This is a genomic window from Chryseobacterium sp. AG844, assembly GCF_003182335.1.
GTDB lineage: Bacteria > Bacteroidota > Bacteroidia > Flavobacteriales > Weeksellaceae > Chryseobacterium > Chryseobacterium cupriresistens.
Genome location: NZ_QGTV01000024.1, coordinates 49,940 through 70,253 on the forward strand (window position 1 = coordinate 49,940; position 20,314 = coordinate 70,253).

At 37.5% G+C, this 20,314-nt stretch carries 18 protein-coding genes and 5 tRNA genes; 11 read left to right on the plus strand and 12 right to left on the minus strand.

Annotation, left to right across the window (positions count from 1 at the left end; genetic code table 11):
• Positions 1-11: 11 nt before the first annotated feature.
• From DEU40_RS18965 to DEU40_RS18980, 4 genes are all read right to left on the minus strand, one after another.
• The gene (locus tag DEU40_RS18965; RefSeq protein ID WP_110011302.1) at positions 12-839 is read right to left on the minus strand and encodes a YoaK family protein; all 828 of its coding nucleotides are present in this window, start codon (positions 837-839) and stop codon (positions 12-14) included.
• Between the two features lie 29 nt (positions 840-868).
• Entirely contained in the window at positions 869-1,363 is a 495-nt protein-coding gene (locus DEU40_RS18970; protein WP_110011303.1) for a hypothetical protein, read from the minus strand.
• Positions 1,364-1,577: 214 nt separating this feature from the next.
• Positions 1,578-2,990 carry a sensor histidine kinase gene (locus DEU40_RS18975; protein ID WP_110011304.1) on the minus strand — a complete coding sequence of 471 codons (1,413 nt, stop codon included), beginning with the start codon at positions 2,988-2,990 and terminating at the stop codon, positions 1,578-1,580.
• Positions 2,991-2,993: 3 nt separating this feature from the next.
• Complete coding sequence (locus DEU40_RS18980; protein WP_047377977.1) at positions 2,994-3,701, minus strand: response regulator transcription factor; 708 nt, start codon at positions 3,699-3,701, stop codon at positions 2,994-2,996.
• A gap of 177 nt (positions 3,702-3,878) precedes the next feature.
• Between DEU40_RS18980 and DEU40_RS18985 the strand changes: the two genes are divergently transcribed.
• The 6 genes from DEU40_RS18985 (at position 3,879) to DEU40_RS19010 (ending at position 13,276) form a co-directional block, all read left to right on the plus strand.
• Positions 3,879-4,448 carry a helix-turn-helix domain-containing protein gene (locus DEU40_RS18985; protein ID WP_110011305.1) on the plus strand — a complete coding sequence of 190 codons (570 nt, stop codon included), beginning with the start codon at positions 3,879-3,881 and terminating at the stop codon, positions 4,446-4,448.
• A 595-nt stretch (positions 4,449-5,043) separates the two neighbouring features.
• The gene (locus DEU40_RS18990) at positions 5,044-7,869 is read left to right on the plus strand and encodes a TonB-dependent receptor (RefSeq protein WP_110011306.1); all 2,826 of its coding nucleotides are present in this window, start codon (positions 5,044-5,046) and stop codon (positions 7,867-7,869) included.
• Between the two features lie 9 nt (positions 7,870-7,878).
• On the plus strand, positions 7,879-9,177 hold the full coding sequence (locus DEU40_RS18995; protein ID WP_110011307.1) for a DUF5690 family protein: 1,299 nt from the start codon (positions 7,879-7,881) through the stop codon (positions 9,175-9,177).
• An 11-nt stretch (positions 9,178-9,188) separates the two neighbouring features.
• On the plus strand, positions 9,189-10,343 hold the full coding sequence (locus tag DEU40_RS19000; protein WP_110011308.1) for a TIGR03364 family FAD-dependent oxidoreductase: 1,155 nt from the start codon (positions 9,189-9,191) through the stop codon (positions 10,341-10,343).
• Positions 10,344-10,350: 7 nt separating this feature from the next.
• The gene (locus DEU40_RS19005) at positions 10,351-11,019 is read left to right on the plus strand and encodes an HAD-IA family hydrolase (protein WP_110011320.1); all 669 of its coding nucleotides are present in this window, start codon (positions 10,351-10,353) and stop codon (positions 11,017-11,019) included.
• 403 nt (positions 11,020-11,422) lie between these two features.
• Complete coding sequence (locus DEU40_RS19010) at positions 11,423-13,276, plus strand: alkaline phosphatase family protein (protein ID WP_110011309.1); 1,854 nt, start codon at positions 11,423-11,425, stop codon at positions 13,274-13,276.
• A gap of 73 nt (positions 13,277-13,349) precedes the next feature.
• On the opposite strand, the gene DEU40_RS19015 is transcribed toward DEU40_RS19010, so the two are convergent.
• The 3 genes from DEU40_RS19015 to DEU40_RS19025 are packed head-to-tail and all read right to left on the minus strand — an operon-like array spanning position 13,350 to position 15,675.
• Entirely contained in the window at positions 13,350-13,835 is a 486-nt protein-coding gene (locus DEU40_RS19015; protein ID WP_110011310.1) for a GNAT family N-acetyltransferase, read from the minus strand.
• A 14-nt stretch (positions 13,836-13,849) separates the two neighbouring features.
• On the minus strand, positions 13,850-15,265 hold the full coding sequence (locus DEU40_RS19020; RefSeq protein WP_110011311.1) for a PLP-dependent aminotransferase family protein: 1,416 nt from the start codon (positions 15,263-15,265) through the stop codon (positions 13,850-13,852).
• A 41-nt stretch (positions 15,266-15,306) separates the two neighbouring features.
• Positions 15,307-15,675, minus strand: coding sequence for a hypothetical protein (locus tag DEU40_RS19025; protein WP_110011312.1), 369 nt, complete (start codon positions 15,673-15,675; stop codon positions 15,307-15,309).
• 204 nt (positions 15,676-15,879) lie between these two features.
• Here DEU40_RS19025 and DEU40_RS19030 point away from each other — a divergent pair, with 204 nt between their 5' ends.
• Entirely contained in the window at positions 15,880-16,518 is a 639-nt protein-coding gene (locus tag DEU40_RS19030; protein ID WP_110011313.1) for a helix-turn-helix domain-containing protein, read from the plus strand.
• Positions 16,519-16,567: 49 nt separating this feature from the next.
• On the opposite strand, the gene DEU40_RS19035 is transcribed toward DEU40_RS19030, so the two are convergent.
• The 5 genes from DEU40_RS19035 to DEU40_RS19055 form a co-directional block, all read right to left on the minus strand.
• Positions 16,568-16,651 (minus strand) — tRNA-Leu (locus tag DEU40_RS19035).
• 77 nt (positions 16,652-16,728) lie between these two features.
• Positions 16,729-16,810: transfer RNA gene (locus DEU40_RS19040), tRNA-Leu, on the minus strand.
• Positions 16,811-16,929: 119 nt separating this feature from the next.
• Positions 16,930-17,013: transfer RNA gene (locus tag DEU40_RS19045), tRNA-Leu, on the minus strand.
• A gap of 6 nt (positions 17,014-17,019) precedes the next feature.
• Positions 17,020-17,095: transfer RNA gene (locus tag DEU40_RS19050), tRNA-Gly, on the minus strand.
• 4 nt (positions 17,096-17,099) lie between these two features.
• A tRNA-Leu gene (locus DEU40_RS19055) sits at positions 17,100-17,181 on the minus strand.
• A 177-nt stretch (positions 17,182-17,358) separates the two neighbouring features.
• Between DEU40_RS19055 and DEU40_RS19060 the strand changes: the two genes are divergently transcribed.
• Genes DEU40_RS19060 through DEU40_RS19075 form a run of 4 tightly spaced genes read left to right on the plus strand, consistent with a single transcriptional unit; the run spans position 17,359 to position 20,238 of the window.
• Positions 17,359-17,736 carry a DUF3127 domain-containing protein gene (locus DEU40_RS19060; RefSeq protein ID WP_041461994.1) on the plus strand — a complete coding sequence of 126 codons (378 nt, stop codon included), beginning with the start codon at positions 17,359-17,361 and terminating at the stop codon, positions 17,734-17,736.
• A 60-nt stretch (positions 17,737-17,796) separates the two neighbouring features.
• Positions 17,797-18,450 (plus strand): leucyl/phenylalanyl-tRNA--protein transferase, encoded by a 654-nt coding sequence (aat, locus tag DEU40_RS19065; protein ID WP_110011314.1) that lies wholly within the window; start codon positions 17,797-17,799, stop codon positions 18,448-18,450.
• On the plus strand, positions 18,437-19,315 hold the full coding sequence (locus DEU40_RS19070; RefSeq protein WP_110011315.1) for a DMT family transporter: 879 nt from the start codon (positions 18,437-18,439) through the stop codon (positions 19,313-19,315). The genes aat and DEU40_RS19070 overlap by 14 nt, the downstream gene beginning before the upstream one ends.
• Positions 19,316-19,362: 47 nt before the next feature.
• Positions 19,363-20,238 carry a hypothetical protein gene (locus tag DEU40_RS19075; protein WP_110011316.1) on the plus strand — a complete coding sequence of 292 codons (876 nt, stop codon included), beginning with the start codon at positions 19,363-19,365 and terminating at the stop codon, positions 20,236-20,238.
• Positions 20,239-20,314: the final 76 nt, after the last annotated feature.

The following is a 20,314-nucleotide window of genomic DNA, read 5'->3' on the forward strand; positions in this document are numbered from 1 at the left end:
TGTTTTATATTTTAATCCTCAAAGACAAGCTTTCTTTTCTTTTCTCTTTTAGGAATTCCGTGGATTTTATCATACAGATAAGCAAAGAGATTAGGTTTTTTATAAATCCTGCTATATCTGTATTTCGTGTTGAAGTGTCGAATATTAATTTTATAAGCATCATATCCGATGACAATCAGAAGACATATGCTGATTACATAGAATACTCTGAATTCCAGATAGTAATATGTTAACCCCGAGAATACAGCGCCCATTACATAAGCAAGCATAATACTCATTAGAAGTTTTGCCCTGCCAATCAGCTCTCCGTTTTTTCTGTATTTTTTCTGGGTAAACATGGATACCAGAATTCCCAGGTCGGTAGTTGTTCCCGTAAGGTGGGTCGTTTTTACAGAGAAATTGGAGATACTTGCGGTAAGACCGTTCTGAAGTCCCGTAGCAAAAAGCATCAATGCCACTAAATATTCTGTTTCTTCCAATGTTTTCTGGTAATAAAACTGTCCGTATATTCCTACAAACAAAAGACATATGATTTCCAGCACGATTGGCATGGCATGGGCGAAATATTTACTTTTCTTATTAAAATTGATAACAATAAAGTTGGACAGGAAGCTTCCGAAGAAGAACAAAAAGATCCATCCGCCTACAACTCCTACCTGCGTCCAGTTTCCTTTACTGATTTCTGCCGCTAAAATAGCGTAATGTCCTGTTACGTTTGACGTGAAAGAGAGGAATATCAACAGGGAAGCAATATTTATAGTACCTGCCGTGAAGGCAGTCAGCGTTCCCAACCTGATGTTGTCTCCCAATGTTCTGCTGTTACTATAATTTCTTAACATTTTTTATTTTTTTAAATTGCGTTTAATTTTCAGACTTCTACAAAAATCTCTGCCAATCTTCCTCTTTCCGGAAGTTTTTCTCTTACTTCGACCGTAATTTCATGAGATTTCAGTTCTTTGCATTTCCTGATATAAGGAATCAGATCGAATTTTCCGTTTCCTCTGCTTTTGATGGATGGAGAATAATAAGCTTCCTCAATGTTTTCCGCCTTTATGTATTGGTTGAATGTTCTCTGGAAACTTCCTGTGAAAATGTCGCAGATGATTTTATTGACCAGATGAGGATATTTATTGCTGATAATTCCCAAAGCATCACAGAATTCTGCAGGTCTTATTTTATTGAATACCGATGTTTTGGTACTGAACAAAAGATCTCTGATAGAATCTCCGGAATCATACCCGGAAGTCAGAAGAATGTTATATTGGTTCTGATCTTCTGCTACTTCTTTCTCTTTAAGTACTTTTTTCAATATATTCAATGACTCAAGAGAGTAATCTGTTGCAATTAAAATTGTTTTAGTCATGTTCTTATTATTTTGTATTGTGTTTATCTTTTTTGATGATACAAAACTAGAACGACCATATTAGAAGATCTTTGGAATGGAATTAAAATGTGATTAAAGAGATTAAAATGAGATTAGAAAATTGTTAACGGGAGTTAATATGACGAAAAGCTCTTTTGCATTTTGCCATTTCGCTTTTTCGTCAATTTGCGATTTTGCCTATTGTTATTCTGGTTTACACTTTGGCTTGTTCGCCCTTCTGAGTGCTGTAGAAATTAGGAAAACGCATCTGTACCGTTGTTCCCTGGTTTTCGTGAGAGCTTACAATCAGTTCACCGTGGTGCATTCTGACAATATTTCTGGCCAATGGAAGTCCGATCCCGTAGCCTTCATAATTATTGGTATTGGAAGCTCTGAAAAACGGATCGTAGATTTTATTCATTTCCACTTCAGGAATTCCAATCCCGTTGTCTTTTATAATGATGTAGACATCTGTATTGGTGGCGCCAAGAGAGACTTTAACCTGCTGAAAATTAGAATATTTACAGCCATTACTGATGATATTGGCCACTGCAAGATGCAGTAGCTGCTCATTCCCCTGAACTTTTAATTTCTTGGGATTATCGGGAAGCATGCTGATATCAAGATAGATATTGTTTCGGGAATCAATTCGCCTTAAGGTTTCAATAACGTCCCAAAGAAGCTGATCAATTCTCACCTTATCCATTTTCTGGATTTTCCCGTCGAATCCGGTTTGGGCAATCATTAATAGTGCTTTAATCTTTTTATCCAGCTTTTCAGCTTCATCCAGAATGATTCCGAGGGTTTCTTTGTATTCATCAGCTGTTCTGCTGATAGAAAGCGCAACATCGGCTTCTCCCATAATGGATGTAAGAGGCGTCCTCAATTCGTGGGAAACATTGCCGATCAGGTGGTTCTGGGTTTCAAAAGACGTTTCAATGCGGTTGAGCATATCATTAAAGGTATCTACCAACTCATTAAGCTCTTTATTATCAGGATGTGATTCCAATCTTAAGTGAAGGTTTTCAGAACTGATTTCTTTTACTTTTCCTGTAATTTTTAAGATCGGCCTGAATAAGGTTTTGGACAGATAAAAAGAAAAAATCATACTGAAAAACAGAGACAGTACAATACAGGTAAGCAGTGTTCTCTTTAAAAAGCCCAGATAATAAACAACATAATGGTTTTTGGCAGAAGCGATGGCAATATAATCTTTATCATCATATCTGAAACTTTGTCCTATATAATAGAATTCTTCATCATTATAATTGGATTCTCCTTCTCTGATAATATTTTTAAAGAAATAATCGGGGATATGAACTTCCTGAGATATTTTTTTGAAATTGGAATCGGCAGGAACAGCAAAAACATAGTCTCTTTCCATCGGAAGTTCCTCATCATTCAGGTTGCTGAGAATATAGTTTTCAGGAAGGTCGAGATGATCTTTACTTTTTTCGATCTGAACAATGGTTGCCGTCCTTATCTTCAACAGCTCATAAAACCTCTGATGTGAAAAATTAACGATAGAAAAATACACCAAACCACTGAACAGCAAAATGATGGCGGTAAAAACCAGCATCAAAAGTACCATCGTTTTGGTTTGATTTGTAATGACTCTGTTAAACATTCATTATGTCTTTTTCAACACATAACCCATTCCTATCACGGTATGAATCAGTTTATTATCATCCTGGCTATCCAGTTTTTTTCTTAAATAATTGACATAAACATCTACCACGTTGGTTCCCAGTTCATAGTTTACGCCCCAGACCGCATCCAGAATTTCTGCTCTCGAAATTACTTTTTCCGGATTATTCAGGAAGTACAGCAGCAGTTTATACTCTGTGGAAGTAAGAGAAATATCTTCTCCGGCTCGGGTTACTTTTTTGGTGTAGTCATTCACCATCAGATCCGAAAACTGGAATACATGTTCATTATCCGGCTCAGGTTCAGCAATTTCCTGCGGACCGTTGTTATTGCTTCTTCTTAGCAGGGATTTTACACGTGCAACCAACTCAATGAATTTAAAAGGCTTCACCAGATAATCGTCTCCTCCGCTTTCCAATCCGAGAACAATATTTTCAGAAGTTCCCAAAGCAGTCAGAAATAAAATAGGAACGCTCTGATTGGTTTTTCTTATCTCTTTGCACACATCCAGACCGTTCATTTCCGGAAGCATAATGTCTAAAATTACCAGATCAAAATCGTTAGCCTGCACCAGCTGAACTCCTGTACGGCCGTCAAAAGCTACAGAAATTTCATATCCATTTTCCTGAAGTCCCTTTTTAATAAAGGACACCACACTGGTTTCGTCTTCGATAAGAATAATTTTTTTCATAGATGAAATAAGGAGTTTTACAAAAATAGGGAAATTTTCCTGGGAGAAAAAGCGAGGAATATCAGAGAGCCAAGTAGCAAATAATAATTTTCAATGAATTGATTCCCTCCTGTACCTAAACTCTATAGAATAATATTACCTTTGTTTGAATATAATTCAGGTTAAATTACACACAGTATGAATGACTTTTTAATAGGTATCGGCAAGAGATTAAAGGATATTAGAAAAAAGAATAATTTAACCATTAATGAGCTGGCCTTCAAAGCGAATGTAAGCAACGGACTTGTTTCCAGAATTGAAAACGGAAGAACGATTCCTTCACTTCCTGTTCTCTTAGATCTGATTCAGTCGCTGGAGATTGATGCCAGTTATTTTTTTGAAGGGGTTGAGAAAAAATCCAACGCCAAATTTATTTATGTTCCGAAAGAAAGCCAGCAAATTATAGAAAAAGAAGTGGAAGCTGAGGGGTTCAGATATATGCACATCTTCAGCAAGAGCCTTCATTCTTTAGGTTTTGAGGCCGTTCTGCTGACGCTTGAACCTAATTCTAAAAGGGAAAAGGTCATTACGGATGCCTGGGAATTCAAATATATTCTGAAGGGAGAAGTGAAATACGTAATTGATAATGAGGAAATCATCCTTAAAGAAGGGGATTCGCTTTATTTCAACGGTAAGTTTCCTCACGTTCCGGTAAGCATCAGTGATGAAAGCTGTGTGATGCTTGTTCTTTATTTTTATACGGCTTAACTATTTCTTTTTTTTAACGCAAAGTTTTTTATTATTTGTTTTTGTCATTCTGACGAAGGAAGAATCTCTTATTTGCATTCAATAACGCGAGAGTCTTCATTACATTTCATTCAGAATGACAATTGTAGTGTAGATTCCTTATAAATACACATATAATAATCAAGCTTCTTCAATGACAACGTCGTAATCTTTGCACACTTATAATTTGGCGTTATAATTATTAAACTTTGCGTTTACATCATATTCCAATTTTTACATCATGCTTCAATTTTGATTTTCTGAAGCATACAAAAGTTTACAAATATGCAACTTCTGGTTTTCGTTATTCTTCCAAGATGAACGAAATATGAACCAAATCAAGCCTGCTTTTGGAAAGTTTCAATTCCTTTTATTTTCAGGAAATATTTGCGAAAAGTGTTGAAACAGTGGATTTAAATATTGTTTAGTCCTGTTTTTAAAGGTTGGCATTAATACATTTAAAGATAAAATAAACGTAACAAATAGAACTTATTTGTTAAACAATACTTAACACAAAATATTTATATATATTAAAATTATTAGCTTGATTTGCATAAAAAATTTAATATATGTAAAAATGAAAACAAAATTAGAGAAATTACTTACCCTTGTTTTTGTCTGTCTCATAGTCTTTGTTTCAGCGCAAAAACAGTTAATTATAGGAACTGTGCTTGACGACAGCCAGCCTCTCCCCGGGGCCACAGTCAAAATAAAAGGCTTATCTAAAAATATAACCACTGATATCGAAGGAAAATTTACCATCAACGATATTAAAGAAGGCCAATACATCTTACAAATCAGCTACATCGGTTATGAATCTACAGATATCAATGTAGACCTGAAACCGGAACAAACGGTTGACTTAGGAATTATCAAACTATCTCAACCTAGAAAAAACATTGACGAAATTGTCGTCACCGGAACGTTGAAAAATACGGAAGCGAGAGCTTTAAACCTTCAGAAAAATGCAATTAATATCACCAATGTCATCGCTTCAGACGGAATCGGAAAGCTCCCGGACAGAAATGCAGCAGAAACCGTGCAGCGTGTGCAGGGAGTTTCTATTGAAAGAGACCAGGGCGAAGGAAGATTTGTTTCCCTGAGAGGACTTCCGCCATTCTGGGCATCCACAACCATCAATGGAAACAGGCTTCCCACCGCAGAGGAAGAAACGACTTCCAGAGCAACAGCATTTGATTTCTTTCCTACAGAACTGATCTCCTATGTACATGTAAACAAGTCTTTTACCCCAGATATGGAAGCTGACGGAATTGGCGGCGGTGTCAATTTTATTACCAAAACCCCACCGATGAAAACAGAATTCAAAGCCACTGTGGGAAGCGGTTATAACGCAAAGTCTGATAAAGGCGTCTACAACCTTGGATTTTTATATGGAGGAAGAACAAAGGATAAAAAATTCGGGTATTTAATCAATTTTGCCCATTTCATAAGAAACTGGTCTACTGATAATTTTGAAGCACGAAGAAGTGGTGACGAAGGGATTTTCAGGCTGGAACTTCGCGATTATAACGGAGTTCGAAAGACAACCGGAATCAATACCGCTTTTGAATATGTATTGTCTCCAAAAACGACTTTCTATTTAAAAGGAATCTATGGTACCTTATCGGATGACGAGACCCATTACAAACACAGGATCCGGTTTGATAAGTTCAGCAGTGCTAATAATACAGCAAGGGTGGAGCTTCAGAATATCCACAATTTACTGATAACGGAGCTTACTTCTGTTTCTTTGGGAGCGGTTCATCAATTCAATAGAGGAAAAATCGACTGGGATTTATCCTATTATGACAACAAGTTTAAGTATGGAAATATTCCTGATAAGCAGAACAACTCATATTATGTCGTCAAGTACACTCAATCTGGTGTAGGCATCAATCCTGATTATATTGCTAATCATGGAAATGGACCTAGGGCTTACTGGAAAGCAGATGGCGGAAAATTAGATTATAAAAATCCTGATGCGTTATTTGGTTTCTACAGCGATCCGAACTTTAAAATGGATGCTTCCAAGATGAGATTTACAGATCTTGAATTCTATAAAGTTTTTGTAGAAGAAAAGGATAAAATTGTTGCGGCATTCAACCATGAAATCAATGCTTCTGATAAACTGACTTTAAAGTATGGTTTTAAATACAGAGATAAAGAACGTAATGCAAGATTCTCTGATATTTTCTACAACTGGAACAATGGAACATCGCCTCTTCTGTCTGATTTCTCACAATATATCACAACACAGCCCAACGGACCAAAATATTTAAGTGAAATGAATGCACACATCGGCAATACTTTCGGACCCGTACTTTCCACCAATGGAATGAATCAGTTCTGGTATCAGAATCAGGGTAATCTGAAGATCAATACTGCAGATTCTGAAGCTCTGGAATACAATAAAGCATTAGGAAGAAACTTTGATGTGTTTGAAAAACATGCAGACGCCTATGGAATGGTAACGTACAAACTGAATGATAAAATCATCATTTTAGGAGGAATAAGATTATCAAATACCAATACCAAAGTAAAAGGATACAGTGTGAATGATGATGTACTGACTCCGGTAGAAAACACCAAAAACTATCTGGCTGTTCTTCCGATGATTCATTTAAAATATACTTTAAATGATAAAGCTAATCTTCGTTTTGCAGCGACAAGAACTTTTTCAAGACCAAATTTTGGTGATCTGACTCCGGGAGGAACTTATATTGAAGCAGACAACGAGTTCAAAGGCGGAAATCCCAACCTTAACCCTACCTATTCTTTGAATTTTGACCTGATGGGTGAATATTATTTTTCCAACGTAGGGATTCTAAGCGGCGGCGTTTTTTATAAATCCATTACGGATCCTATTTTCCAGGACTCTTTTATCGGAAACTATAACGGAAACAACGGAGTACAGTTTACCGCTCCCAATAACGGAAAAGCGGCATGGCTGGGAGGTATTGAACTTGGAATTAATAAGAGATTTGATTTCCTTCCAGGGTTTCTACAATATTTCGGAGTACAATTGAATGCTACATTCATGACTTCAGAAATGGAAAAACCAAGCGGAAGAAAGGTGGCCCTTCCTTACCAGGCAAAGGAACTGTACAACGCGCAGCTTTTCCTTGAGAAAAAAGGATTCAATGCAAGACTGGCTTATAACTACAAGGGAAAGTATGCTGTAGAATACGCTGAGGAGGATATCAATGATTCTTATTATGGTAAATACAGCAATCTGGATTTCGGAGGTTCTTATCAGTTTACCAAATACCTGACTTTGTATGCGGATGTAAACAATATTCTGAACAAACCACTGATTTACCACTTCGGTAAAAGCGAAGACCGTCCTGAACAGGTGGAATATTATGGAGTACGTTTCAATCTTGGAGTAAAACTGAATTTCTAAACCAGAACTATGGCCAGAACCATCAATCAAAAAACACTGGTAACACTGAAGGCCACATTTGCTGCTTTCGGTGTTTACTTCTGCATGTACGGTTTCAGGAAACCTTTTACTGTAGCTTCCTTCGAAGGACTTTCTTATTTTGGGGTAGATTATAAGATTCTGATTATCATTGCACAGGCCGTAGGCTACTTTGTTTCCAAATTCATCGGGATCAAATTTATTTCCGAGCTGAAACCTCAGAAAAGACTTGCTTATCTTTTTATTTTTATTGCTGTTGCAGAGCTAGCCTTGTTGGGGTTTGCAACCGTTCCTGCTCCTTATAATATCATATTTATGTTCGTCAACGGGATTCCACTGGGAATGATCTGGGGAATTGTTTTCTCGTATATTGAAGGACGGAAAGCCACTGAAATCATCGGATTGTTTTTATGTTCAAGCTTTGTGGTTTCTTCAGGATTTACAAAATCGGCAGGAAAATTTTTAATGGATACCTTCCCGATTTCCGAATTCTGGATGCCTTTTTCAGCCGGACTTATTTTCATTATTCCTCTGATTCTTTTCGGATTATTGCTTGAAAGAATTCCCAAACCTTCAGAAGAAGACATTTTGCTTAAAAACAAGAGACAGCCGTTGAATGGTAAGGAAAGAAGAGCCCTGATCCAACAATTTTTTGTTCCGATCGTATGTATCATCTTTTTATATATCAGTTTAACCGTTTTAAGGGATTTCAGAGATAATTTTAATCGTGAAATCTGGGACGGACTGAACTTTACTTTTGACAGTTCTATTTTCACTTTAACGGAAATTCCTATCGCCGTAATGGTTCTGGTAATTTTAAGCTTTATGGTAAAAGTAAAAAACAATAAAAAGGCATTTGCTTATTATCATTACATTCTTTTTGCGGGAATTCTTACGGTAGGACTTTCTACGTATCTGTTTCAGCAGGGTTCTCTGTCGCCTTTTTTATGGATGACAATTTCCGGCTTCGGAATGTACATTTGCTATATTCCTTTCAATGGAATTTATTTTGACCGGATGATCGCCGCTTTTGAAATCAAAGGAAATGTAGGTTTTCTGATCTATATTGTAGATTCTTTTGGTTACCTGGGAAGTGTTCTGATTCTTTTGTATAAAAACTTTGGCTCGGCCCAGACTTCGTGGTTACATTTTTATATTAACTTAAATTACATCATCACCATAACGGTTTTCATTCTTTCGGTGATTGCTTTTCTGGCTTTCAGAAAAAAGTCAAAACCCAAATCTAAATCTAATCAATTCATCAATTTCGATACGTCGAAAATTTTATAAACTATAGTACAATGACAACAAAATTTGATTTACTCGTTGTAGGAGGTGGAATTTTAGGAACATTCCATGCTTATCATGCGCTGAAGAAAAATCTTAAGGTAGCTTTACTGGAAAGGAATTCTGTTCCTCAGGGTGCCACGGTAAGAAATTTCGGACAGGTAGTACCCTCCGGAATGGATCTTAAATGGCAGAACTTCGGGAGGGAAAGTCTGGCCATCTACAATGAACTTCATGATCAGGCAGACCTTACCATCAGACAAAACGGTTCCATCTATATTGCTTCCAATGATGAAGAGCTTCAGTTGATTGAAGAACTTTATGAAATCAACAGAAATAATGATTATAAATCTGTTTTATTATCTAAAAACGACTGCATCAAGAAATTTGACGGTCTTCGTTCAGACTACTGCAAAGGAGGTTTGTTTTTCCCACAGGAACTTTCCGTAGATTCTGCAGATATGATTGTAAAACTTCACAAGCTGCTTCAGGAAAAAATGGGACTGCAGATTTTTTACAATACAACGGTTCTTGAAACCCATGAAAATGACCAAAAATGTATAGCTATTACAGCAGATGGAACGGAATTTAACGCTTCCAAAATCATCATCTGTGGGGGACACGAGTTTAAAACTTTATATCCTAAAGTATTCAATGACAGCGATCTGGAAGTGAGTAAACTGCAGATGCTTCAAACAAAGCCCCAAGGAATTTATTCGCTTCAGGGAAATATCCTTACAGGGCTTTCTGTGAGAAGATATGAGTCTTTCAGCGAATGTCCTTCTTTCCAGAAAATCAAGGCTTTAGAAGATCTCAACTCATTTGAAAAGAAATACGGCATTCACATTTTATTCAAACAGGCTCTTGATGGCTCTGTCATCATCGGAGATTCTCATGAATATGCAGATGCTAAAAATGCAGATGACCTTGGGTACGACCTTAATATGGAGATTGATGAATTCATGATTCATGAGGCTAAGAAAATTATTGATCTTCCTACGTATGAAATTCAGAGGAGATGGTTCGGAATCTATTCCCAGTGCAAAACAAAAGATATTTTTGAGCACAGCCCATCCGCTAACATTCATATTGTAACGGGTATCGGAGGAAAGGGAATGACGGGAAGCGGTGGCTTTTCCAAATTTAATATTGAAAAAATTTACGCATAAAATTCAAATGAAAAATATAGAATTACTCGTTCTGGATATGGCCGGAACAACAATTGATGAAGATAACGTAGTCTACAAAACACTTACCAATGCTGTAAATGATTACGGCTACGCAGTAAGCCTGGAAAAAGTATTATCCAGCTGTGCCGGAATGGAAAAACTGGAAGCAATCACAAGTCTTTTAAAAGAAATCAATGGGAACGAAGAAGATGCTCCTGCTATTTTTGAGGATTTTTCTGGACAACTGAAAGAATCTTATCAAAATCTGGATGTAAAACCCATCAACGGAACGGAAGATTTCTTATTGAATATGAGAGCTCAAAACAAGAAAATCGTTTTGAATACAGGCTATACTTCAGAAATCGCCCATCAGCTTTTAGATAAACTCAACTGGAAAGAAAACATTCATTTTGATGCTTTGATTACTGCGGATGATGTTTCAGAAAGCCGCCCAAGTCCTGAAATGATTCATCTCGCTATGAAGAAATTCAATATCACTGAAGCGCATAAGGTTTTAAAGGCAGGAGATTCTGTCATTGATATTGAAGAGGGTAAAAATGCAGGCTGCGGATTAACGGTAGCCGTTCTTTCTGGTGCTCAGATGCAGTCAGAGCTTGAAAAGGCAGCTCCTGATTATATTCTGAATACGATTTCTGAAGCTGAGGGGATTCTTTAAACACTTTTCAGATTATTTTTAAATACTTCTTGACACAAACGTTTTCATGGTTTTTCTATAGAAAATGTTTGTGTTTTTACCACCCCGTCAAAAATTCTTTGAATTTTCGACACCCCTCCGGAGGAGGGGAATATAGTACGGATCATTAGGTATTTATTATAACCGACATTTCCAGAAACCTTTTTTGATCTTCTATTCACAAAGCATGTAACTTAAAATAAACAGAGTCATTTTTCTTTTGTGGCTTTTGTGGTTAATATCTAAGCTTTTTGAGTGAACTTTTTAATTATCAATTAATTAACTTTCCGTTCACAAATGTTTACAAATAGTAAACTAATTTTACAATAGTTAAAAATAAATTACTATTTATAAACTTTCACAATTCTAAAAACCCTTTTTCCCCATGAAAACAAAACTATTCTCAATGGCTGTTGTAATGAGCTGTTTCCTTGGAGCTCAGACTAAAAAAGTTCTTTTTATTGGTATTGACGGATGTCGTGCAGATGTCATGATGTCTACACCTACTCCCAACATTCAAAACCTTATCAGCCAATCGATCTATTCTACGGACGGGCTTTGTGCTGCTACAACCTGGAGCGGAAACGGATGGAGCACCATGCTGACCGGCGTATGGCACACCAAACATAATGTTCAGGACAATAATTTCACAAGCCCGAACTATGTCAATTACCCTGATTTTCTGACAAGAGCAGAAAATTACAACCCTGGCTTAAGAACTATCTCTCTGGCACATTGGTCACCCATCAACGACAAAATCATTCAAACCGCAGATATAAAAACCAATCTGGCAACGGATCTTGCAGTGAAAAATGCAGCTGTTACAGCTTTGCAGAATGATAATCCGGATATTCTCTTTGTAGATTTCGATGATGTAGACCATGCCGGGCATTCTTATGGATTCTCATCTACTGTTTCTCAATATGTAAATTCTATTAAGACAACAGATACGTATATTGGTGAAATTGTGACTGCAATGAAAAACAGACCTTCTTATAATAATGAAGACTGGCTGGTTGTATTAACCACAGATCATGGAGCAATCGAAAGTTCTCATGGAGGTGGAAATCTTACCGAAAGAAATATTTTCACGGTGTATTCCAATCCTGGATTTACTCCTCAGCAGATCAGCAAAACTGTTCTGGAATCCAATAAAACATTCAATCAATTGAATTTCCCGGCAGGAACTTATGCAAAGCCAGCAAGCCAGACTCCTTTTAATTTTGGAGCTAATCAGGACTTCACCATCGAGTTTTGGGTAAAGCCTAATGCAGCTTACTCCAGTGATCCGGTGATGATCAGTAATAAAAACTGGGCTAATGGGAAAAATAAAGGATTTGTGTTCTCAGGATATTCAGGACAGACTTTCAAAATGAATATTGGAGATGGAACGAACAGAATTGACCTGGTAGGCGGAAAAGTGGAAACAAATAAGTGGAAACATATTGCGGCAAGCTTTGACAGAGATGGCCTTGTAACATTGTACGAAGATGGTGTTCCGGTAACTTTTGCTAAAATGAACACCATTGGAAATATTGATTCCGGGCTTCCTCTTACATTAAACCAGGATGGAACCAATGTTTATGGACTCAATCTGGCGGCTTCTTATAAAGACATAAGAATCTGGAAATCTGCTCTTCCCAATGATGTTATTGTGAATTGGGCCAATCAGGATATTACCTCTTCGCATCCTTATTATTCTCAATTATTAGCCAATTGGAAGTGTAATGGAACTTCAGGAAATACGTTGACAGACTCCGGTCCAAACGCCAATAACATGACCGTGACAGGTTCTCCTACTTACAATGCGGGTACAGTGAATAATTTTAAGGTGTATGATTATACCTCAACAACGAGAGAAACAGATCATTTTCCAACTGTATTGAACTGGCTTTGTATTCCGGTACAATCATCATGGGGAATAGATGGAGTGAATAGAATCCCGGCATGTTCCAAAGAAATATTGACCGCAAAAGAGAGCAGGGTAATTGCTGAGGATTTTAAAATTTATCCGAATCCTGTTTCAACATTCATTGGAATCCAGTATCAATCTGAGGATAAGAAAATTAAAGCAGAAATCATTGACAGTAAAGGATCAAATGTTTTAACAACCCATTTAAAGTCTTCAAGAGGTTTTTACGATGAAAAAATCAATATCGGAAATCTTCCGGCTGGTGTGTATTTCATTAAAATCAACGGAAGCAAAAAAGCACTGACCAAGACATTCATTAAGAAATAAAAATAAAGCAATTAGATTTAAATTTTGATATTAGAACAAGGATATTCCTATCCGAGTTCTAATATTTTTTTGCCTACTTATTAAAAATCAGCTCCATCTGCACATCGGCACGGTCATACTCAGCATTGCTGATGGGAGTATGGATAAAGCCCAGCTTTTCATAAAGTGTAATGGCCGGAACCAGTATAGAATTGGTAACCAAAAATACTTTTTCAGCTTTTAATTCCTTTGCTTTTTCCACTAAAGTTTTTCCCAAAAGGTAGCCTAGTTTTTTCCCTTGCGCTTTGGGACTTACTGCCATTTTTGACAATTCAAAAGTGAGAGGACTGTCTTCTGTTTTTACTAATGCACAGGTTCCTACTGCTTCTCCATCCAGCAAAGCAAAAACAATGTGCCCTCCTTTATGTAAAATATGCTCTTCAGGATTATCCAGCAGTTTATAATCGCCGGCTTCCATGACAAAGTATGTTTTGATCCATTCTTCATTCAAAGCTTTGAAAGCTTGTTTATACTGAGGTTCATAGGCTACAATTTTTACTTCATTCTTAGTATCATTCATCGCTATAAGGTTTATTAAATTCTGTTTTTTATCATTCTGCCCAGCTTTTCCAGGTCACTTTCTACTCTGTCTGTCCATTCCAGTGCATAGTTCAAACGCATGCAGTTCTGATACTGATTGTGCTGTGAAAACATTCTTCCGGGAGCAAAATTGATTTTCTGCTCAAAAGCTACATCGTAGAGATCTTCCGTACAAATTCTTTTATCCAGCTCCAGCCAAAGCATAAAGCCTCCTTTGGGTTCTGAAATTTTTGTATTATCCGGAAAATATTCAGTCACCGCCTTTTGAATCTGAAGGTAATTTGCGTACAGCTTTTTCCTGAACATTCTGAGGTGGTGATCATAACGCCCGTGTGCGAGAAAATCTGTAATTACATCTGAAAACAAAGAAGGTCCGCTCACCGTCTGAACCAGTTTCTGACGGATAATTTTTTCTTTAAATTTTCCGGGAGCCACCCACCCAACCCTGAAACCTGGTGCCAATGTTTTCGAAACCGAGCCTACCCACATCACAATTCCTGCTTCATCATAAAATTTACACGGCTTGGGTCTTCCCGCCCCGAAATAAATGTTACCATAGACATCATCCTCCACCAAAGGAACATTATATTCAGTAAGCATCCTTACCAGTTCTTTCTTGTTATCATCAGGCATCTGAAATCCCAACGGATTATTATAATTCACCACAAAACAGCACGCAGAAAGCTTTGGCATTACCTTTTTTAACTCATCCAGATCTACTCCTGTAATCGGATGCGTAGGAATTTCCACAGCCTTAAGTCCTAATAGCTGGATAGCCTGGAGAATTCCGAAGTATACAGGACTTTCCACCGCCACGGAATCTCCCGGCTGAGTAACAGCCATTAAGCAATTATAAACGGCGTTCATAGCTCCGGAAGTAATCACCAGATCATCTTCTGTGATTTTCCCTTCCATTACCATCGACCATTTGGCGATTTCCCGGCGAAGCACCTCACTTCCCTGTACAGGTTCATAGTTGGTTCCGCTGTCGCTCTTTCTTTTGATCACATCAATCATGCATTTCTTCATCTTGGCCACCGGAAGAAGACTTTTCCCCGGAATGCCCAATCCAAACTGGGTGATATCTGTTCCTCCGATCACTCCAAATACCTTATCAATAAGGTCCTGTGGTGTATTCCTTTTCTCTGAATCTTTCATCGGTGCCACGGAAGGCAGTGCCAGTTTTCGCTGGGAAGTCTGGCTTACATAGTAGCCATATTTCGGACGTGATTCTACCAGAGAGCGGCTCTCCAGTTCCATATAAGCTTGTTTTATAGTATTCAGACTTACATTGTATAATTTCTGGGCACTTCGCAATGAAGGCAGCCTGTCTCCAAACTGCAGGGTTTCACTTTTAATCTGCTCTGTGACAGAATTGGCTATTTTGAGGTACAGAACATCTTTATGCATAGAATCCGGGTTTTAAGTAAATGTACAATTTTATCCTGTCTTTATTCGGGATTCAGCCAGCTGATCATACTGCTGATACTGCTTTTTAACTGTTCCGGATCCTTAAAATTGGGGGTGTGAGTATTTTTAAAATATCTTTCAGCACGGGAAAAGAAATTTCTCTTTTCGATATCTGACATCTTATTTTTATCATAGATCCTGAAAGATATTTCATCCTTTTCATTCACGATAAGACTGGCAAAAGCAACAATCTGCTTCCCATTTTTAGCCAAAAGAAAAGGAAGTCCGAAATTCTGATCTGCTATTGTCAGATTCTGTGTTTCCAGAAAGATATTTTTCAGCATCCACATGTCTGATATATAAGCCTCGGCATATTGAAACTGTTTCTGTTGTTGAGTGATTGTTTCCATATTTCTTCTTTAGCTAAACAAAATTATGGAGTATTTAATCCTGGATACAGATACAGAACTATATAATATTATGGGTACAGATTTTTATATTATATGCCTTATCTTTTTCTGTTAAAAATTAGCTCCATCAGAAATAGCATCCATGCAAATATATTTAGCAACATTTATTTACATTTTCTATATTTGCAAAAAATATTGGACAGGATGAGCTTATTTGGAATTAATATTAAGAAAATAAGACAGGTGAAAGGATTGAGTCAAAAGGCTTTTGCAGATCTGTTTGATCTCAACAGAGGCGTAATAAGCTCATATGAGGAGGGACGTGCTGAGCCAAAAATTGAAACCATACTGAAAGTTGCGAATCACTTTAACCTTAGTATTGACAAATTACTGACTGAACCTATACAGGCAAACCAGCTGACAAGTACTCCTGGTGCCAGTCAGCCCGCACTTTTCCCTGAATCAACAGGGGAGACTAATTTGGAAATGCAGAAAACACAGTCCGTAAATAAAGCCAACTCAGTAATATTGCAAAAAATATTAGCATCAGTTGATCTGGTCTTTGAATTTACTTCTGAAAAAACATTGCTTCCCCAGTATCAATCCGGTGATATTTTATTTCTGAATAAAACAAATCTGGCAACAGATCCCATTAGCAATCTACTGGTTCATATCAATGGAAATCTTCAATATGCAACTGAAAATCAACGTACAAACAAAAATCATCAGGAATATTATAAGATTGTAGGATACATTTCGACAGGAAACAAGAATATCTTCACTGGTATTTTTGAAAGGCTGGAAAAACTGGAAAAGAAAACGGGAAACAGTCAGATACTCTAAAGGTTACAAAAACAAAAAAGCCCTCCGTAATACATTACAGAGGGCTTTGTACCCCAGACGGGACTTGAACCCGTACGTCCTTGCGGACACAGGATTTTAAGTCCTGCGTGTCTACCAGTTCCACCACCAGGGCATGGTGTGGGCAAAAAAAAAGATTCGAACCAGAGGTTCCAACCTTCTTAACGACTCTATAAGAGTTTTTTCGAATTGTGCGGATGAAGGGACTCGAACCCCCACGCCTCACGGCACCAGATCCTAAGTCTGGCGTGGCTACCAATTACACCACATCCGCTGATTCGCTGATCTGAATACTCAGATTCAACCTGATTTCTTACAAATATAAGATTTTTATTTAAAGAACACTCTCTATTAAAACAAAAAACCCTCCGTAAGATATTACAGAGGGTCTTGTACCCCAGACGGGACTTGAACCCGTACGTCCTTGCGGACACAGGATTTTAAGTCCTGCGTGTCTACCAGTTCCACCACCAGGGCATGGTGTGGAGCGAAAAACGGGATTCGAACCCGCGACCCCAACCTTGGCAAGGTTGTGCTCTACCAGCTGAGCTATTTTCGCATAGTGCGGATGAAGGGACTCGAACCCCCACGCCTCACGGCACCAGATCCTAAGTCTGGCGTGGCTACCAATTACACCACATCCGCTGGTTTTTATATTGTAAGTTTTAAAGAGCTTGCTTCGTTTTTGTGAGTGCAAATATAGGACAATTTCCTTTACTACCAAACTTTTCAGGAAAAAAAAATAAAATTTCCACATTTTTTTTTCACAGCTTCTTTTATTACATTTCATTTTCTTACTTTTACATCGTTAATATTTACGATATGGAATTACAAGGAACGGTAAAGAAACTTTTTGATGCTCAAACATTTGCGAGCGGGTTTCAAAAAAGAGAAATGGTTATTTTGACCCAGGAACAGTATCCACAGCCGATAAACATAGAATTTTTATCTGATAAAATCAGTTTATTAGATAACCTTAAAGAAGGAGAAAACGTAAAGGTAGGAATCAACATCAGAGGTAGAGAATGGGTTTCTCCTCAGGGTGAAACTAAATACTTCAACTCTATTACAGGGTGGAGAGTAGAGAAAGTTTTTGATAATGCTTCAGAACCTACTCAGGCAATGCCTCAGCAGTCTGCATCCCCGGTTTCTAATGAGAATCCTTTTGCCGGAGACGACGATGATGATTTACCTTTCTAATTAAAGAATAAAAGATCAATTATAAATCCTGCTTTTTGAAGTGGGATTTTTTTGCTAAAAATGGTCCGATTAGACGAAAACGAGATTTCATTTCCCGACCCGGAGCTGTATGATGGCCATGAGGGAGTGGTTGCTTTTGGTGGCGACCTGTCCGTAGAGCGTATCTGGTTTGCCTATCAGCTCGGTATTTTTCCCTGGTACAATCCCGGAGAGGAAATCCTTTGGTGGTGTCCCGATCCAAGGTTTGTGCTTATTCCTGAAGAATTAAAAGTTTCAAAATCTATGAGAAAGATACTCAACAGAAATGTTTTTACTTTCTCCGAGAATAAGAATTTCAGGGAGGTAATCAGAAATTGCCAGCAGGCTACAAGAAAAGGGCAGTTGGGAACGTGGCTTTCTGATGAACTGATGGAGTCTTTTATCCAGCTTCATCAATACGGTTTGGCCAAAAGTATTGAAGTATGGCAGGATGGAGAACTCGTAGGGGGTTTTTACGGGTTGCAGATTGGAAATGTATTCTGCGGAGAAAGCATGTTTGCCAAGGTAAGTAATGCTTCAAAAGCGGGCTTTATCAACTTTGTGGAAAGCAATAAAAACAGCCTTGATTTAATTGATTGTCAATCTCATACAGAACATCTGGAAAGCTTAGGGGCAAAAATGATTCCCAAAAAAGAATTTCTAAAAATCTTACACGAAAATAATGAACGCAGATAAAGAAAAGTGGGTTCTTCTGATTGTCCTGAGTATTATCTGGGGATCATCATTTATTTTGATCAAAAAATCACTGGAACATTTTAATCCGTTTCAGGTAGGTTCTTTACGGGTTCTTATTGCCGGAATTATTTTACTTCCGGTCGCGATTTCCAATTATAAACTTTTTCCCAGAAAACATCTGAAGTGGCTAGTTCTGGCTGCTTTTACAGGAAATTTCATTCCTATGTTTTTATTTCCGATTGCAGAAACTGAAGTAAGCAGCAGCATTGCCGGAATTATCAACTCAATGATGCCTATTTTTGTGATTATTGTCGGCGCATTGGTCTGGAAGTTCGAAACCACGAAAAAACAGATTATAGGGATACTAATAAGCTTCACAGGAGTCTGTATTCTGGCATTTGGAGGTGGTGACAGCGCAGAACTGAAAATGATTCCGATTCTCTTGCTGTTATTGGCAACTTTATGCTATGCGTTGAGTACAACCACCGTAAAATCAAAGCTTATGGAGGTCTCTTCTACGGTTTTATCTGCTTTTGTATTCTCTTTTGTTTTATTGCTGCCTTCCATTCTTGCGCTTACAGGGACAGGATTCTTTTCAGAATTCAGCTTTTCGAAAGATAATCTGATGGGGCTTATGTTTGTCAGCCTGTTATCAGTTTTCGGAACAGGTCTGGCGATGATGATGAATTATCGTTTACTTAAAGTTTCCTCCCCTCTTTTTGCATCCACCGTTACTTTAGTGATGCCTATTGTGGCTATTATCTGGGGAATTATAGATGGTGAGAAACTGACATACTTACAATTGACAGGTGCAGGTATTATCATTGGCGGCCTCATCTTTTTAAGAACCAATCCGAAAAAATAAAATCATATTATAAATTAAATTATATTTGGGTGATTTAACTTATAACTATGAAAAAACTTCTACTTTTTGGGTCTGTAGCCTTATCTGCAATATCATGCTACAGTTCTGATGATACCCCTTTTGATAACAGTGATCCTTCTAATCAAACCGTGATTCTTCCTACAAAGATGACAATGGATGGGATTGTCATGAAAATCAATTACAACGGAACTAAAATCATCAGCATGATTAACAATATTAATCACGGGCAAAGAATTGAGTTCACATATACCGATGATTATATTACGGGTATTAAACATTACGAAAATAATGTTCTTGAAAGTGCTGTAGAATACGGATATACTAACGGACGTATGGCTACAGCGGTTACGAAGGAATATTCTACAACCGGAACCATAGAGAACACCGTTAAGTTTTCTTATACCTACACCAGCACTACAGAAATCAGCGTAAAAAAACAAACGAATTCAGGAGCGGCAGGTTCTTCTATTATCAACAGTGTAATCACGTATAATAATGGAAATATGGTAAGCAATGCAGGCTCAGGAACCGGAATTGTCAATGGAAATACCGTTAACTATACAGAAAAAGAGACTTATACATACACGGATAAAAACTATCCTTTCAAAAATGTAAAAGGTTTTGACAAAATTATCTTTAATGGAAATGAGAGCAGCGATGGCATAAGCATGTTATTCTCAAATATCAAGAACAGCTTAAGTGCTTATAAGGGAGAATTTACCCAAACTACAGCCGGAGGAGGAACAGCTACCGGAATGACTTCTCATAAGTATACCACAACATTTAACACCGCAGGATATCCGTCTGAAGAAAGCAGACAGACGCTTGATATGAACGGAAATGCAAACAGCAGCGCTCCGGATAAGTTTTTCTACGAATACAATGAATTAGTCAATACTTAATCTGACAGTTATAATCAAATTAAATAACTTTAAAACAGATTAAGTATTATGACAACACAACAAAAAATCATCAAAA